This is a genomic window from Rhodococcus sp. ARP2 (assembly GCF_001029585.1).
GTDB lineage: Bacteria > Actinomycetota > Actinomycetes > Mycobacteriales > Mycobacteriaceae > Rhodococcus_F > Rhodococcus_F erythropolis.
The window spans coordinates 15,923-31,484 of record NZ_LEKE01000052.1; the positions used below are offsets into that span (position 1 = coordinate 15,923).

The 15,562-nt window shown below is 62.2% G+C and carries 16 protein-coding genes; 12 read left to right on the top strand and 4 right to left on the bottom strand.

What is annotated here, in order from left to right; all coding sequences use genetic code 11:
- Nucleotides 1–11: 11 nt before the first annotated feature.
- The 4 genes from ABX74_RS12625 to ABX74_RS12640 are packed head-to-tail and all read right to left on the bottom strand — an operon-like array spanning nt 12 to nt 3,687.
- Complete coding sequence (locus tag ABX74_RS12625; protein ID WP_082148498.1) at nt 12–473, bottom strand: carboxymuconolactone decarboxylase family protein; 462 nt, start codon at nt 471–473, stop codon at nt 12–14.
- Complete coding sequence (locus tag ABX74_RS12630) at nt 470–1,414, bottom strand: NAD(P)-dependent oxidoreductase (protein WP_020907948.1); 945 nt, start codon at nt 1,412–1,414, stop codon at nt 470–472. The genes ABX74_RS12625 and ABX74_RS12630 overlap by 4 nt, the downstream gene beginning before the upstream one ends.
- On the bottom strand, nt 1,411–2,160 hold the full coding sequence (locus tag ABX74_RS12635) for an SDR family oxidoreductase (RefSeq protein WP_007728639.1): 750 nt from the start codon (nt 2,158–2,160) through the stop codon (nt 1,411–1,413). The genes ABX74_RS12630 and ABX74_RS12635 overlap by 4 nt, the downstream gene beginning before the upstream one ends.
- Nucleotides 2,161–2,220: 60 nt before the next feature.
- Nucleotides 2,221–3,687, bottom strand: coding sequence for an aldehyde dehydrogenase (locus ABX74_RS12640; protein ID WP_020907947.1), 1,467 nt, complete (start codon nt 3,685–3,687; stop codon nt 2,221–2,223).
- Nucleotides 3,688–3,930: 243 nt separating this feature from the next.
- Here ABX74_RS12640 and ABX74_RS12645 point away from each other — a divergent pair, with 243 nt between their 5' ends.
- The 12 genes from ABX74_RS12645 to ABX74_RS12700 all read left to right on the top strand — a co-directional run bounded on the left by ABX74_RS12645 (nt 3,931) and on the right by ABX74_RS12700 (nt 15,562).
- A complete protein-coding gene (locus tag ABX74_RS12645) occupies nt 3,931–4,788 on the top strand; it encodes a mycofactocin-coupled SDR family oxidoreductase (protein ID WP_019748684.1) in 858 nt (285 codons plus the stop codon).
- 136 nt (nt 4,789–4,924) lie between these two features.
- Entirely contained in the window at nt 4,925–5,491 is a 567-nt protein-coding gene (locus ABX74_RS12650) for a TetR/AcrR family transcriptional regulator (RefSeq protein ID WP_024487471.1), read from the top strand.
- The gene (locus ABX74_RS12655) at nt 5,488–6,693 is read left to right on the top strand and encodes a cytochrome P450 (protein ID WP_019748682.1); all 1,206 of its coding nucleotides are present in this window, start codon (nt 5,488–5,490) and stop codon (nt 6,691–6,693) included. Before ABX74_RS12650 ends, ABX74_RS12655 begins: the two co-directional genes overlap by 4 nt.
- Nucleotides 6,693–7,499, top strand: a complete 807-nt coding sequence (locus tag ABX74_RS12660; RefSeq protein ID WP_020907946.1) for an SDR family oxidoreductase — start codon at nt 6,693–6,695, stop codon at nt 7,497–7,499. The genes ABX74_RS12655 and ABX74_RS12660 overlap by 1 nt, the downstream gene beginning before the upstream one ends.
- Nucleotides 7,496–8,890: a cytochrome P450 gene (locus ABX74_RS12665; RefSeq protein ID WP_019748680.1), complete on the top strand. Its 1,395-nt coding sequence runs from the start codon at nt 7,496–7,498 to the stop codon at nt 8,888–8,890. Before ABX74_RS12660 ends, ABX74_RS12665 begins: the two co-directional genes overlap by 4 nt.
- A gap of 2 nt (nt 8,891–8,892) precedes the next feature.
- Nucleotides 8,893–9,084: a ferredoxin gene (locus ABX74_RS12670; protein WP_020907945.1), complete on the top strand. Its 192-nt coding sequence runs from the start codon at nt 8,893–8,895 to the stop codon at nt 9,082–9,084.
- Nucleotides 9,085–9,142: 58 nt separating this feature from the next.
- Complete coding sequence (locus ABX74_RS12675) at nt 9,143–9,694, top strand: hypothetical protein (protein WP_020907944.1); 552 nt, start codon at nt 9,143–9,145, stop codon at nt 9,692–9,694.
- Between the two features lie 5 nt (nt 9,695–9,699).
- Nucleotides 9,700–10,947: a hypothetical protein gene (locus ABX74_RS12680; protein ID WP_041815997.1), complete on the top strand. Its 1,248-nt coding sequence runs from the start codon at nt 9,700–9,702 to the stop codon at nt 10,945–10,947.
- A 26-nt stretch (nt 10,948–10,973) separates the two neighbouring features.
- Nucleotides 10,974–12,611 (top strand): acyl-CoA synthetase, encoded by a 1,638-nt coding sequence (locus tag ABX74_RS12685; RefSeq protein WP_020907942.1) that lies wholly within the window; start codon nt 10,974–10,976, stop codon nt 12,609–12,611.
- 53 nt (nt 12,612–12,664) lie between these two features.
- The gene (locus ABX74_RS12690) at nt 12,665–13,918 is read left to right on the top strand and encodes a cytochrome P450 (RefSeq protein WP_047888955.1); all 1,254 of its coding nucleotides are present in this window, start codon (nt 12,665–12,667) and stop codon (nt 13,916–13,918) included.
- A 34-nt stretch (nt 13,919–13,952) separates the two neighbouring features.
- Nucleotides 13,953–14,693, top strand: a complete 741-nt coding sequence (locus ABX74_RS12695; protein ID WP_021344419.1) for an MlaE family ABC transporter permease — start codon at nt 13,953–13,955, stop codon at nt 14,691–14,693.
- Nucleotides 14,690–15,562, top strand: a complete 873-nt coding sequence (locus ABX74_RS12700) for an MlaE family ABC transporter permease (protein ID WP_003944051.1) — start codon at nt 14,690–14,692, stop codon at nt 15,560–15,562. Before ABX74_RS12695 ends, ABX74_RS12700 begins: the two co-directional genes overlap by 4 nt.

Consider the following 15,562-nt stretch of genomic DNA (forward strand, 5'->3'; position numbering starts at 1 on the left):
TCGACCGAAAGTCAGTCGGTGTCCGTTTTCGCGGAATCGGCTGCGGCCTTCTCCTTGACGCGCGCGGCTTTACGTCTGTCGGCCTTCACGGCGATCAGCGCATTGTTGAGTCCGGTGGCCAGCGGCCAGCCGACGTAGTGGCACAGGAAGATCGCGGCCTCTTCGAACTGCTGCTCGGTCAACTCCTCGTTGTGGAGAGCAGCGTTGATCTGGATCTTTGCCACATCGTTCTGCCCCTGGGCGGTGATGGCACCGATCAGTAGTAGTCGTCGGTCACGCACCGACAGTCCCGGTCGCGTCCAGATGTCGGCAAAGAGGTGGTCGGCGGTGACCGCGAAGAAGTCGCCGGGAACGTCGGCGGGAAGCTCCCAGCCGTACACCTCGTTCATCTTCGCGACGCCACGAGCGCGGGCCTCGGAGATGCGGCTTTCGTCGGTTCCACCGGCATCGGTCATGTGAGTGGTGTCGGTCATGCGTGCTCCCGAGTAGTAGATGCCGAAGATGCCGTTGAAGGTTCGGCCGGCCTGTCTTCGCTGTCATTCCCGACGCCCAGACCGGCACCGAGTCCGGCGAGCGCAAGGTGCGCGAGCGGCAGGTCGAGATTCAGCCGATCTCCGAGGTCGATGGCCAAGGCCAAGTCCTTCTCCCCGAGATTGCGAACATGCCGCAGTATCGAGAACCACGGGTCGTCCTCCGAGACCGGTGCGGTGGTGTCGCGGAGCATGATCGCGCCCGCGCCACCAGTGATCGCATCGGTGTGCCTGACGACCTTTCCGAGCGTGCGGAGATCGAGTCCTGCTGCTTCGGCGAGTCGCGCGGCCTCGGTCGTGGCGGTGAACGAGACGAAGTGAAGAAGGTTGCGTGCGAGCTTCATTCGCGTTCCCGCGCCGACGTCACCGGCGTGAACCACCAGCTCGGCCCAGGATCCGAAGGGCTCGCGGACGGCTTCGAACGCCTCGTCGGAGCCGCCGATCATCACTGCCAGCCTGCCCTGCGCTGCGCCGCCGGCACCGCCACTGATCGGCGCGTCGACCAGCAGAACACCACGCTGTTGACAGATGTCAGCGAGTTCCACCGCCGTGGTGTCCGAGATAGTGGAGTGAATCGCGACGACAGTGCCTGGCTGTGCGGTCGACAGGATCCCGTGCGGCCCGCACACAACCTCGCGTACCTGCGCGTCGTCGAGCACCGTGACGGAGATGATGCTCGCCTGCGCTGCAACGTCGGCGGGCGTCGATGCTGCGCTCGCGCCCGCAGTGGTGAACGGTTCGAGCGCTTCTGCGCGGGCATCACACACCATCAGTCCGCCCGGCCAGTCCAGGAGGCGCTGCGCCATCGGCGCGCCCATGTTGCCTAGGCCGATGTATCCCAGTCTGGTTTTCGAAGCGCTGGCTTTCGGCGCCGATTCCGTCATGACCGGTACACCTGGCCTCCGTCGACGTTGAAGATCTGCCCGGTCACCCAGCCTGCGTCGTCGGAGAGAAGGAACAGGCACATGCCGACGAGATCCTCCGGCGTTCCCATGCGCTGCAACGGGATTCGCTTCACCATGTCCTTGACGATGTTGCCGGGGGTGACGGTTCGAGTCGCCTCCGTGTCGATGGGACCGGGAGCGATGGCGTTGATCCGGATGTTCGACCAGCCGAGTTCGGTCGCGAGTTGTTGTGTCAGGCTGTTGACGCCGGCTTTCGCGAGTCCGTAGTAATTCGAGTACAGCCAGGCTGCTGTGGAGGACTGGTTGACGATCGAACCGCCCTTCGCGCGCATATGAGGTACCACCGCCCGGCACACGTGCAAGGCGCCGTCCATGTTGACGCTCATGAACTTTCGGTAGTAGTCCCAGTCCACCGTCAACAGGGAATCGATCTTCATTCCGCCGTAGATGGCAGCGTTGTTCACCAGATGCTCGATGCTGCCGAACTGCTCGATCGTGAAGTCGGCAAGTGCCGCAGTCGACTCCCCGTCGGCGACGTCGACGTCCTTGAACACGGCACTTCCACCGTCCGCCGTGATCTGCTTGGCGACAGCTTCACCGAGTTCGCGATTGAGGTCCGCCACGACCACGTTGGCCCCCTCCGCGGCCAGAGCGCGGGCATACGCCTCTCCGATACCCTGCGCTGCTCCGGTGACTATCGCGGTGCGACCGTCGAAACGTCCCATGTCGACCTACTTTCGTGGTGATGATTCTGTGGTGAGGGTGTGGGGTGAGGGTGTGGAATGTCAGGAAGGTGAAGCGACGAGCTTGGTTTCGAGGTATTCCTCGAAACCGGCGAGGCCCATTTCGCGGCCGATCCCGGATTGTTTGTAGCCGCCGAACGGTGCGTCGGCCGAATACCAGACGCCGCCGTTGACGCTCAGCGTTCCGGTTCTGACACCGGCAACGACGTGCGCGACGCGATCGGGATCGGCGCCCCACACCGACCCGGACAGGCCGTAGGGGGAATCGTTGGCAATCCGGATAGCGTCGTCGTCGTTGTCGTACGGAATGATCACGAGAACGGGCCCGAAAATCTCCTCCTGCGCTACGCGAGACGAGTTGTCCAGCCCGGCAATGAGAGTGGGTTCGACGAAGAAGCCGCTCTGGTGATCGTCGGGTCGGCCTCCACCCGTCACGATCGTGCCGCCCTCTTCGACCGCGAGGGCGAGGTAGCTCTCCACCCTGGCGCGCTGGCGCGCGGAGATGACCGGACCACACACCGTTCCGCGCGCGCTGGGGTCACCGGCTCGGATACCCGCCATCGCGGCGGAGGCCGCTGCCAGAGCATCTTCGTACCGAGCGCGCGGCACGAGAAGTCTGGTACTGAGTGCGCATCCCTGACCGGCATGAACGCACACGGAGAACGCGGCAACCGAGCATGCACCCTTGATGTCCGCGTCGTCGAGGACGATGAATGCGGACTTGCCCCCGAGTTCGAGGAAGACCTTCTTGAGGGTTTGCGCGGCCGTGGCCATCACCGTGCGTCCGGTGGCGGTGGAACCGGTGAAAGACACGAGATCGACGCGCGGATCGCTGCACAGCTGCGCGCCGAGAGAGTGATCTGTCGACGTCACCACGTTGACGACGCCCGCCGGGATCTCGGTTTCTTCTGCAATCACCTTGGCGACCAGCGCGGCGCACCAGGGCGTGTCCGGCGCGGGTTTGAGAACGATGGTGTTGCCGGCCGCGAGGGCGGGGCCGAGTTTGGCGAAATTGATCTGGTGCGGGAAGTTCCACGGTGTGATTGCGCCGACGACGCCGACCGCTTCCTTGAGCAGTCGGCGATGGGTCGGAATCCCCATGGGTGACGCGTGCCCGAGATCTTGTTCCCACGAATAGGTTTCGATCAGGTCAGCCCAGTAGCGAAGATCTTCGATCGGGCCTTCGAGTTGCGGACCGTTCGTCAGCATGACGGGTGCGCCGACCTCGGCGACGGTGATCTCACGCAACTCCTCGATGTGGGACTGGAGTGCGTCGCACAGTTGGCGCAGGCAGCGAGCGCGAAACCCGTGATCGCGTGCCCATTCGGTCTCGTCGAACGCACGGCGCGCCGCGGCAATGGCCGCGTCCATGTCCGCGGTGGTGCCTTCGGCCGCACGGCCGATCAGTTCCTCGGTGGCCGGGTTGAAAACTTCGAAGGTTCCACCGGATCCGGGAACCAGCTTTCCGTCGACGAGAAGTGCAGAACTGTCTGCGGGTCGAAGCGTCATAACGCGAACCCTCTCTTTCTGGACATGTGTCTGGACTCTAGTTCACACTCGTGGTTGAGGCAATGGTTTCTGGGGCATAAGAGATTTCGAGAGCGTCTCGGGATCTGGTTCGGTGAAAAGCGCCTCGTGTCCGGGGCGGCGCGGCTACGGTTCACCGCACATTCACAACCACGCCTTCACATCCACGCTTTCACATGCACGCCTTCACATACACGCCTTCACATTCACGGGAGAGAGGTCGAAATGAACAGAGTTGACGGAAAAGTGGTGCTGGTGACCGGTGCTGCTCGAGGTCAGGGGCGCAGTCATGCCGTTCATCTCGCACGGGAGGGCGCGCACATCATCGCCTTCGATCTGTGCGCAGACATCGCCAGCAACGAATACCCGCTCGCCAGTCCTGCCGATCTCGAGGAAACGGCTCGACTGGTGAAAGAGACCGGACAGCAGGTGGTGACGGCCCGTGTCGACGTCCGCGATCGCGCCGGACTCGAAACGGCACTTGCCGAGGCGGTAGGTCAGTTGGGCGGATTGCATGTCGTCGTGGCGAACGCCGGTATCTGTCCGCTCGGCAAGCACGTGTCGACTGCCGGTTTCGTCGACGCGTTCGATGTGAACTTTCTCGGTGTCGTCAATACAGTGCACGCGTCGATGGAATACCTCGGCGAAGGGGGTTCGATCATCGCGATCGGCTCTGTTGCCGGTCTGGTGCCACAGACCGGATTCAACGGGCAGCAGGCGCTCCAGGGTCCGGGTGGCGACGGATACGGACTGGCCAAGAAGCTGATTCAGGCATATACCAGTTCGTTGGCACTGACTCTCGGGCCGAGTTCCATTCGCGTCAACGCGATTCATCCGACCAACGTGAACACCGACATGTTGCAGAGCATGCCGATGTACCGGACGTTCCGTCCCGACCTCGAGAATCCGACCGCCGAGGATGCGGCAGTGACGTTCCCGTTCATGCAGGCGATGCCGACCCCGTGGGTCGAGCCCGCGGACATCTCGCATGCGGTCGTGTACCTGTCCTCGGACGAGTCGCGATTCGTCACCGGCCAGCAACTGCGCGTGGACGCTGGTGCCGGGATGAAGATCGGTCTGTAGTAGAACTTTTCGCTTCGTGGCTGCCTGTGAGTGGTGAATTTTCGAAGTTTCCCCATTTCGTTGCCCTGGACAGGGTGCTGTAGTAACGTCCAGACACGTGTCCAGCAAACGGGGCGATTCAAGTGGCGGGGGATCGATTGTCTATGAATCCACTCGCAGGCGCCTCACGGGCAAACAGGCGGAAACTGTGGCCAGGCTTGCCGAAGCAACAGTGAAAGTTCTACGCAAACAAGAGTTTTCCGGACTGACTGTCCGTTCGGTTGCGGCCGAAGCGGGTGTAGGAACTGCGACCGCCTACACGTATTTCGCGTCCAAGGAGCATCTGGTCGCAGAGGTTTTCTGGCGAAGACTTCAGAACTCGTCGGCGCCTGATGGCTCAGGGTTGGATCGCACCGCGCACGTGCTGTCTGTACTTCGAAACATCGCGCTGCTTCTCGCGGACGAACCGGAGGTATCGGCCGCCGTGACCAATGCACTGCTCGGATCCGATCCTGAAGTGGAACATCTTCGCGGGCGGATCGGACTCGAGATCCATCAACGACTCGCTTCGGCGCTGGATCCGAATGGCGAACCCGAAGTGTTGGAAGCGCTCGAAATGCTTTATGCCGGGGCGCTTCTGCGAGCAGGGATCGGCTACGGAACCTACGCGCAAATCGCTGGACGCCTCGAGGCCTCAGCTCTACTGATCCTGGAGAAATCATGACAGAAGCTTTGATCGATCCGGTGGTCTTCAATCCGTACGACTACCACTTTCACGACGATCCGTATCCGACGTACAAGCGTCTGCGCGAAGAATCACCGTTGTATCACAATCCGGACGTTGGCTTTTGGGCGTTGTCGCGATATGCGGACGTGGTCGACGGATTCAAGGACAACAAGCGTCTCTCGAGCGCCAACGGGGTATCGCTCGACCCCGCAGCCTACGGTCCACACGCGCATTATGTGATGTCGTTTCTCGCGATGGACGATCCCCGCCATATGCGGTTGCGCCAGTTGGTTTCTCGCGGATTCACACCGCGACGGGTTGCGGAGCTCGACGGCCGGATACTCGAACTCACGAAGCAACATCTGGTACCTGCGTTGGGCGCGGGGGAGTTCGACTGGATTACGGAGGTGGCGGGAAAGCTGCCGATGGACGTCATCTCCGAACTCATGGGGGTTCCCGAACCCGACAGGGCCGAACTGCGGCGCAAGGCGGATCTGGTGGTGCACCGAGAGGCGGGTGTTCTCGACGTGCCGCAACCTGCGGTGGAGGCTTCGATCAGTTTGATGGGCTACTACAAGGAGATGATCGCGCAGCGTCGCCGATCGCGGACGGACGATCTGACCTCGGCCTTGCTCGATGCCGAGATCGACGGAGACAAACTCTCGGACCAGGAGATCCTCGGATTCATGTTTCTGATGGTCGTGGCCGGAAACGAGACCACGACCAAGCTTCTCGGGAACGCTCTGTACTGGGGTTCGCACCACCGGGAGCAGATCACACCGGTTCTCGACGATCCCGAACGAGCCTCGGAATGGGTGGAAGAGACTCTTCGCTACGACACGTCGAGCCAGATCGTGGCTCGGACTTCGGTTGTCGACCTCGAATATCACGGACGCACCATTCCGGCGGGGGAGAAGGTCCTGCTCCTGATCGGATCGGCCAACCGAGACGCCGACGTCTTCGAGGATGCCGACAGCTTCCAGATCGGCCGGAGTTCGTCGGGAAAACTCGCGAGTTTCGGTGGTGGCGTGCACTTCTGTCTCGGTGCCCACCTTGCCAAGCTCGAAGCCAAGATCGCCCTCGCAGAGTTCGGGCGTCGGGTCAGCGACTACGAAGTCGACGAGTCCGGAATCGAGCGTGTTCATTCGACAAACGTCCGGGGCTTTGCGGCCCTGCCGGTGAAAGTGCAGGTGCGCTGATGCCTCGTTTCGAACCCAATCCAGTTCGCCGGCCGGCATTGATCAGTGGTGCATCGTCGGGAATCGGCACCGCTACTGCGTATGCCCTGGCCGAACTCGGCCATCCGGTTGCGCTCGGTGCGCGTCGAGTCACCGAATGCGAAGCCATCGCCGAGAAGATCCGCAGCAATGGTGGTGAAGCGTTTGCCCACTTCCTCGACGTCACGGACGGTGATTCGGTCGACGGATTCGTCTCGGCCGCAGAGGCAGTCCACGGTCCCACCGAAATGGTCGTCTCCGGTGCCGGTGACCTCGAATTCGGGGCTGCGGACGAGATGGATCCAGAGGCGTTTTCACGGCAGATCCAAGTCCACCTCGTTGGTGCGCAGCGATTGGCGCATCGCGTACTCCCCGGCATGAGGCAACGACAGCGCGGTGACTTCGTACTGATCGGCTCGGATTGTGCCGAGCGCCAGCGTCCACTCATGGGTGCTTACGACGCGGCCAAGGCCGGGCTCGAAGCAATGGGGCGCCAGATGCGAATGGAGCTCGAAGGAACAGGCATTCGCGCGTCGATCGTGCGACCCGGGCCGACACTGACCGGCATGGGGATGGACACGACGCCGGAGATCATCGGACCGGTTGGGGAATCGTGGAGTAAGTGGGGGTTCGCCCGCCATGGTTACTTTCTGCGCGCCTCGGACATCGCCAATGCCATCGTCGCCGTTGTGTCGGCGCCGCGAGGAGCACACATCGTGCTCGTCGAAGTTCAGCCCGAGGCACCACTGGACAAACTTCCCACTGCGAACTCACAGGAGACGACATGACGCACGGAGTGCAGGAGACGTCGCGAACACTGCCCGAGCCGCCGCGGGTGTCCGGCGGGGATCTCCCGCACGGGCATCTCGAGGAACTGCGAACCGACCCGATAGCGCTCATGCGCCGGGTGCGTGAGGAATGTGGTGACGTCGGCGCCTTTCAACTTGCCGACCGCACAGTGATCTTGCTGTCCGGAGCCGAGGCAAACGAGTTCTTCTTCCGCTCCACCGACGAGGATCTCGACCAACAAGCTGCGTACCCCTTCATGAAGCCGATATTCGGTGAAGGCGTCGTCTTCGATGCCAGCCCGGAGCGGCGTAAGGAGATGCTCCACAACTCGGCTCTGCGCGGCGAACAGATGCGCGGGCACGCCGCCACGATCGGCCGCGAGGTCGAGGCGATGGTCGCGCAGTGGGGAGACGAAGGTGAGATCGATCTGCTCGACTTCTTCGCCGAGCTGACCATCTACACCTCGTCGGCGTGCCTGATCGGCAAGAAGTTCCGCGACGAACTGGACGATAGCTTCGCCAAGCTGTATCACGAACTCGAACAGGGAACGGATGCATTGGCTTTCGTGGATCCGTACGCGCCGATCGAGAGTTTCCGCCGCCGCGACGAGGCCAGGTTGGCGTTGGTCGCTCTGGTACAGGACATCATGAACGGGCGCATCGCGAATCCTCCGCAGGGCAAGGAGGACCGCGACATGTTGGACGTGTTGGTCTCGGTCAAGGACGAGAACGGCGACCTCCGGTTCAGTGCCGACGAGATCACCGGCATCTTCATCTCGATGATGTTCGCCGGCCACCACACGACTTCCGGCACGGCAGCGTGGTCGCTGATCGAGATGTTGCGGCATCCCGACACCATGACGGACGTCGTCGACGAACTCGACAATCTGTACTCCGACGGCGCCGACATCAGTTTTCATGCCCTGCGCCAGATTCCGGTTCTCGAGGCTGTGGTCAAGGAAACCCTTCGACTGCATCCGCCGTTGATCATCCTGTTGCGGGTGGCACGTGGAGATTTCGAAGTGGGCGGCTTCGAGATCCGAGAGGGCCATCTTGTCGCTGCGACGCCCGCGATCTCCAATCGAATCGCCGAGGACTTCCCCCGACCGGACACCTTCGATCCCGGGAGGTACATCGACCCGAATCAAGAGGACATCGTCAACCGCTGGACGTGGATTCCGTTCGGAGCCGGCCGGCATCGCTGCGTCGGCGCTGCATTCGCCCAGATGCAGCTCAAAGCGATCTTCTCGATCCTGCTGCGGGACTTCGAGTTCGAGATGGCGCAGCCGTCGGAGTCTTACCGAAACGACCACAGCAAGATGGTCGTCCAGTTGCAGCAGCCGTGCGCGGTGAGGTACCGGCGCAGAACACGTCCCGGGCGTGAGGGGTGATCATGCACGTCGAAGTAGACCTCGACCTGTGCCAAGGCCATGCGGCGTGTGAGCTCGAGGCACCGGAGATCTTTGTCGTCCCGAAGCGGGGGAAGGTCAGTCTTCTGGACTCGGACCCGCCCGAGTCTCTCCGCGGTGAAGCTGAGATGGCGGTCAGGTACTGCCCGACCGGCGCCCTGAGAATTGTCGACTGATTACAGCGGATTGTCGATTGATTGCAGCGAATTCAAGTACTCGAGGGAGGAAGTTCAGATGACCGGTTTCGACCGCGCAGAGCTCGACGAGATGGTCCAACGCTGGATCGAGGCGAACAAGAAGGCCGAAGCCGCCGGTGATTGGAAACCGTTGGCGGACATGTACACCGAGGACGCCACGTACGGGTGGAACTACGGTCCCAAGCAGGATTTCATGGCGGTGGGGCGCGAGGAGATTCGCGAAGTCGCACTCGGCCTCGAGATGAAGGGCCTCGAAGGCTGGGAGTACCCGTATCAAGACTTTGTGATCGACGAACGTAGCGGAAACGTGATCGGCTTGTGGAAGCAGATTTCCGATGCCAAGCGTGAGGACGGGAGCAACTACTCCGTCTACGGTATCGGCGGTAGTTGGTTCCGCTACGGCGGGGACTTCCAATGGTCCTGGCAGCGTGACTTCTTCGACTTCGGGAACGTGTCGGCACTGTTCATGGAGATGATCGGCAACAACGCTCTCTCGAAGGGGATGCAGGGCCGGATCCAGCGATCGATCTCAGGCGACCCGCTACCGGGCTGGTATCCGGTGGGCACCGCGCCGGTCCCGCTGTGGTGAGTCCGATGACGGTGCGCGATTCCTTCGAGACACTCTCGCAGCGCGACCTTGCCGTGTTGGTACCCGAGTTGCTCCTGTGCGGGCAGCTGATCGATCGCTCGGGCATGGCGCATCTGATCGTCGAATTCGGACGCGAGGGTATGGCGCAGGTGGCCGTCGAGGAGTGGGAATCGGCCAGCCCCTGGTACACCCGCCGCATGCAGAAGGCTCTCGGATACGAGGGCGACGACGTCGTGACGATCTTCAAAGGGTTACAACTCGACATCGGCGCTCCGCCACAGTTCATGGACTTTCGATACCGGGTCGACGATCCGCTGCACGGTGAATTCTGGCTCGATCATTGCGGAGCACTCATGGACGTCGAGCCGTTGGGCGATGAGTTCGTGACCTCGATGTGTCACGACATCGAGGATCCGACTTTCGATGCGACGGCCATCGCGACCAACCCGCACGCCCAGATCCGTCCGATTCACCGACCACCGCGCAGGCCTGCGGACCGACATCCGCACTGTGCCTGGACCGTTTCCATCGACCCATCGCACACGCCTCCCGTGATGACCGCGCACACCGAGCAGATCGGACGCACCGCCGCGGTGACGGTCGAGCTGAGCCCGATCGATCACGGTGGGGACGGTAGGGCGGACTACTCGGGTCCGTTGTTGTCCGACCTGAGATTTTCCGACTTCTCGCGATCGGCCTTGGTTCGTATCGCAGAGGAGATCTGCGTGCAGCATCATCTGTTGGCCTTGGGCTTTCTGGCAGCGGTTCGCCGCCGTGCCGACGAAGACAAGGCGCGCGAGATCACGCGAAAGCAATTGACCGGAATCGCGGGAGTTGCGGCACAGCGTATTCGAGATGCGCTCGGGCTTCCTTCGACTCTGGAATCGTTGGCATTGGTCCTGTCCGTGCATCCCTTGCTGAATCCGAAGCAGTATGTGGAGAGCGAGATCCGACCGGACGGCGGTGCTCTGGAGCTGTGGATCTCGCGAGACGCTCTTGTCGACCGCGACGGCGGTTGGCCGACCTTGCTCGGCAGCGAGCACCTCGATCCCCTCCAGGCTTTGGTCCGCGGCGTGAATCCGCACTTCACCGTGAGAGTGGTGGCCGAAGATGCCGCGGGGCTCCTTCTGGCCGTCGACATCACCGAAGCTCCCGCTCCGGAATGCGTCGAAGTCGCCATTACGAAGGTCAGTACCGGCGCGGCATTCGTATTCGAAGATCGCGGAATCCCTTTGCCTCTCTTCGTCGTCTGACCGGCCGAACCCGAAGGACTCAACCTATGGCGTACACGTTTGCAGACCTGTTCGAGCATTCCGTCGATGCGATGCCCGATCGCCTCGCGCTGATCGTTTCCGGCGAGGAGGTGACATACCGTGAGCTCGACGAGCGGGCCAACCGATTGGCGCATTACTTCCAGTCCGTCGGGTTGGGTGTCGGTTCGCACATCGGTATTCAACTGCACAACTCGATCGAGGCGATGGTTGCTGTCCTCGCGGCCTTCAAGATCCGCGGCGTTCCCATCACGGTGAACTACCGCTACACGAGCGACGAATTGGTTTATCTGTACGAGAATGCGGATCTCACGGCGTTGGTTTTCCATCGTGGTTTCGCTGAGCGGGTCGCCGAGGCGTTGGTGTCCACGCCGCGGGTCAAGTACGTGATGGAGGTGCCGGACGAACTCGCTCTCGGGAACGAACCGTCGATTCCGGGGGCAGTGGCGTACGAGGATGCGCTCGGCAACCAATCCCCGCTGCGCGTAGGTGAACATGCTTTTCCCGAGCGTTCCGGCGACGACGTCTACGTTCTCTACACCGGCGGAACAACCGGACGACCGAAAGGCGTCGTCTGGCGGCAGGAAGACATCTGGCGCGTGTTGGCCGGCGGTTACGACTTCTATTCGGGTGAGCCGATCGCCGACGAGTACCAGCAGTCGCGCGGTGGCGCCGCGGTAGCCGAACCGATGCGGTGGTGCATGCTTCCACCGCTGATTCACACCTCGGCACTGATGCCGACGTTCAACGCTCTGTTCTCCGGAAACACCGTCATCTTCGAACCGAAGTTCGATGCGGCACAGGTCTGGAAAGTCGTCGCCGAGTATCGGCCCCAGGTCATGGTCATCACCGGCGACGCCATGGGCCGTCCACTGGTCGAAGCCCATCACGAATTGCAACCGGATGCGTCGAGCCTGGCCGTGCTCGCCTCCGGCGCTGCGCTCTTCTCCGGATCGGTCAAAGACGCGTTCTTCGACGTCTTTCCGAATCTGATGATCTCCGATTCGGTTGGATCGTCCGAAACAGGCTTCGGCGGAATCGGATTCGCAACCAAAGGGCTCGAGCAGCGTGGCGGACCCAAAGTGGGCGCCAACAGATTCACGGTCGTCGTCGACGACGACAACCGTGTGTTGGAGCCGGGTTCGGGGGCCGAAGGATGGTTGGCGAAACTCGGCAACGTCCCACTGGGCTACTACAACGATCCGGTGAAGTCGGCCGAGATATTCCGAGAGGTGAACGGCGCGCGGGCAGTGGTGACCGGAGACCGAGCGCGGATCGAGGACGACGGCTCGGTCACTCTCCTCGGCCGGGGAAACATGGTGGTCAACACCGGCGGTGAGAAAGTCTTCGTGGAAGAGGTCGAAGCAGTGGTGAAGGCCCATCCCGACATCTACGACGCAACAGTGATCGGCATTGCCGACGAGCGGTGGGGCAATCGGGTGGCGGCGGTGCTCCGCGTCCGCGATGGTGTGGAACCGGATTTCGATTCCATCGAAAAACACACCCGCACTCAGCTTGCCGGCTACAAGATTCCGCGTTCCTTCTGGATCGCCGACGAGGTCGTTCGAGCGCCGAGCGGCAAGCCGGACTACCGCTGGGCCAAGGAGTTCTCACAGAACAGCGACCCGGTCCACCGGATCGACTAGCGCTCACACGCAACACCCGGCACCCGGCACCCATCCGTAAAGGAGCATCTGCAATGCCTGAGATCGACCTTCCCGACGGGTTCGACGTGACCGACCCGCATCTGTACGGCGAGCGCGTCCCGCTTGCCGAGTTCGCCGAACTACGACGATGCGCTCCGGTCTGGTGGAACGCCCAGGAACCGGGTACCGGCGGATTTCACGACGGTGGTTGTTGGGTTGTCTCCCGCCACGCAGACGTCCGCGACGTCTCGTTGCGCAGCGAGGAGTTCTCGAGCAACGTCAACGGCTGCATTCCGCGGCATGAAGACAACATCTCGGCGGAGGAGTTGGAGGCGACAAAACACGTCCTCATCAACAAGGACGCCCCTGAGCACACACAGCTGCGCAAGTTGGTGGCGCGCTTGTTCACTCCGCGGTCGGTGGAAGCGATGCGGGCCGGGCTGGAAGCGCGGGCAGAAGACATAGCGTCGGCTGCCGTGGCGGAAGGTAGCGGTGATTTTGTCAGCCAGGTCGCCAGCGAGTTACCGATGCAGGCGATCTCGGATCTGATCGGTGTACCGCAGGACGGGCGCCGTCAGCTGTACGAATGGTCGAATCAGATGACGGGATACGACGACGAGTCGCTCGCCGGCGAGTCGCGGATGGCGTCGGCGCAGATCCTGGGCTACGCCTATCAACTGGCCGAGGCGAGACGGGAGGAACCGCTCGACGACATCATCTCGCGCTTGGTGCATGCCGACATCGACGGACAGAAACTCACCCCGGAACAGTTCGGTTTCTTCGTCATCATGTTGGCTGTCGCGGGCAACGAAACGACGCGAAACGCAACGACACTCGGCATGATGGCATTTCTCGAGCATCCGGATCAGTGGGAGCTGTACAAGCGTGAGCGTCCGCGCACCGCCGCGGACGAGATCATCCGCTGGGCTTCGCCACTGACGTCGATGCAACGAACAGCAGTGGTGGACACACAGATTGCCGGCACTGCGATTGCGAAGGGGCAGCGTGTCGTACTGCTCTACGGCTCGGCGAACTTCGACGAAACCGTCTTCGAGAACCCCGACGTCTTCGACATCACCCGAGACCCGAACCCGCACCTCGCCTTCGGAGGAACCGGACCGCACTACTGCGTCGGCGCCAACCTGGCCAGAATGGAGGTCGATCTGATCTTCGGCAAGATCGCCGATCACATGCCCGACATCAGCAAGCTCGGCGATCCGAGCAGGCTCTCGTCTGGTTGGCTCAACGGGATCAAGGAATTCAAGGTCGACTACGGCAACTCCACGTCATGTCCTTCGGGGCATTGACGTGTACAGCGGAAGAGTTGCACTTGCGGGCCCGATGCGCGAACTCGGCCAGTTCTACCGGATGGGCGCCGATGTCGCAGTGGGCTTGTTCCGCACCCGCTTTCAGGTGCAGGAGTTTCTCGAGCAGAGTTGGATGATCGCCCGGGTGTCGATCGTGCCGACAGTGTTGGTAGCCGTGCCGTTCACGGTCCTGGTGAGTTTCACCCTCAACATCCTTCTCCGCGAAATCGGTGCCGCCGACCTCAGCGGCGCCGGGGCCGCGCTCGGTGCCGTGACTCAGGTCGGTCCGGTGGTGACGGTGCTGATCGTGGCAGGTGCGGGCGCGACAGCCATCGCCGCCGATCTGGGATCGAGAACGATTCGTGAAGAGATCGACGCCATGGAGGTGCTCGGGATCGATCCGATCAATCGGTTGGTGATTCCGCGTGTGGTCGCGTCGACCGTGGTGGCTTTGCTGCTCAACGGACTCGTCTGCGTCATCGGCATCGCCGGCGGTTACGCCTTCTCGGTGTTTCTCCAGGGCGTGAACCCTGGCGCCTTCGTCGAGGGAATCACGTTGCTGACCGGCCTGCCCGAGGTGGCGTTGTCGATGGTCAAAGCTGCACTGTTCGGGATGCTGGCGGGATTGGTGGCCTGCTATCGCGGACTGTCGGTACGGGGTGGGCCGAAAGGCGTGGGGGAGGCCGTCAACGAAACGGTGGTGTACGCATTCATGGCGTTGTTCGTCGTCAACACCATCGTCACCGCGGTCGGCATCCGATTGACGGCGGGGTGATCGAGGTGACGCTGTCGGATTCGCTGGCACAAATCGGCAAGTTCGGACGCACGCGGGCGCGGGTGGCTCGAACGTCACGCTCGATCGACGACGTCGGGCGACAAGCTGTCTTCTTCGCGCGCGCCATCGCTCACATCCCGTGGGCAATTCGCAAACACCCGAAAGAAGTGTTGAGGCTGGTAGCCGAGATCAGCATGGGCACCGGAGCTTTGGCAGTGATCGGCGGCACGGTTGCGGTCGTAGGATTTCTGACTCTAGCCTCGGGCGGCACCATTGCGATCCAAGGTTTCAGCTCGCTGGGAAATATCGGAGTCGAAGCGCTCACCGGATTCTTCTCCGCCTTCATCAACGTTCGTATCGCTGCGCCGGTCATCGCGGGAATCGGCCTGTCGGCCACGATCGGAGCAGGTTCGACCGCGCAGATCGGTGCCATGCGCATCAGTGAGGAAATCGACGCCCTCGAATCGATGGCGATCAGTTCGGTCCCGTACGTCGTCAGCACCCGCGTCACCGCAGGGATGATCGCGATCTTGCCGCTGTACTCACTGGCGCTCGTAGGATCATTTCTGGCCGGACGATTCACCACGGTCGTGCTGTTCGGTCAATCCTCCGGTCTTTACGACCACTACTTCACGACGTTCCTCGATCCGGTCGACGTCGCATGGTCCTTCGTTCAAGTGCTCGTGATGGCACTACTTGTGATGCTGATCCACACGTACTACGGATACAACGCGTCCGGGGGACCGTCGGGCGTGGGAACTGCAGTGGGCCGCGGGGTTCGGCTCTCGCTGATCTGCGTCGTGGCGGTGACCCTGCTCGTCTCACTCGCGCTCTACGGCGGTTCCGGCAACTTCAATCTGTCCGGTTAG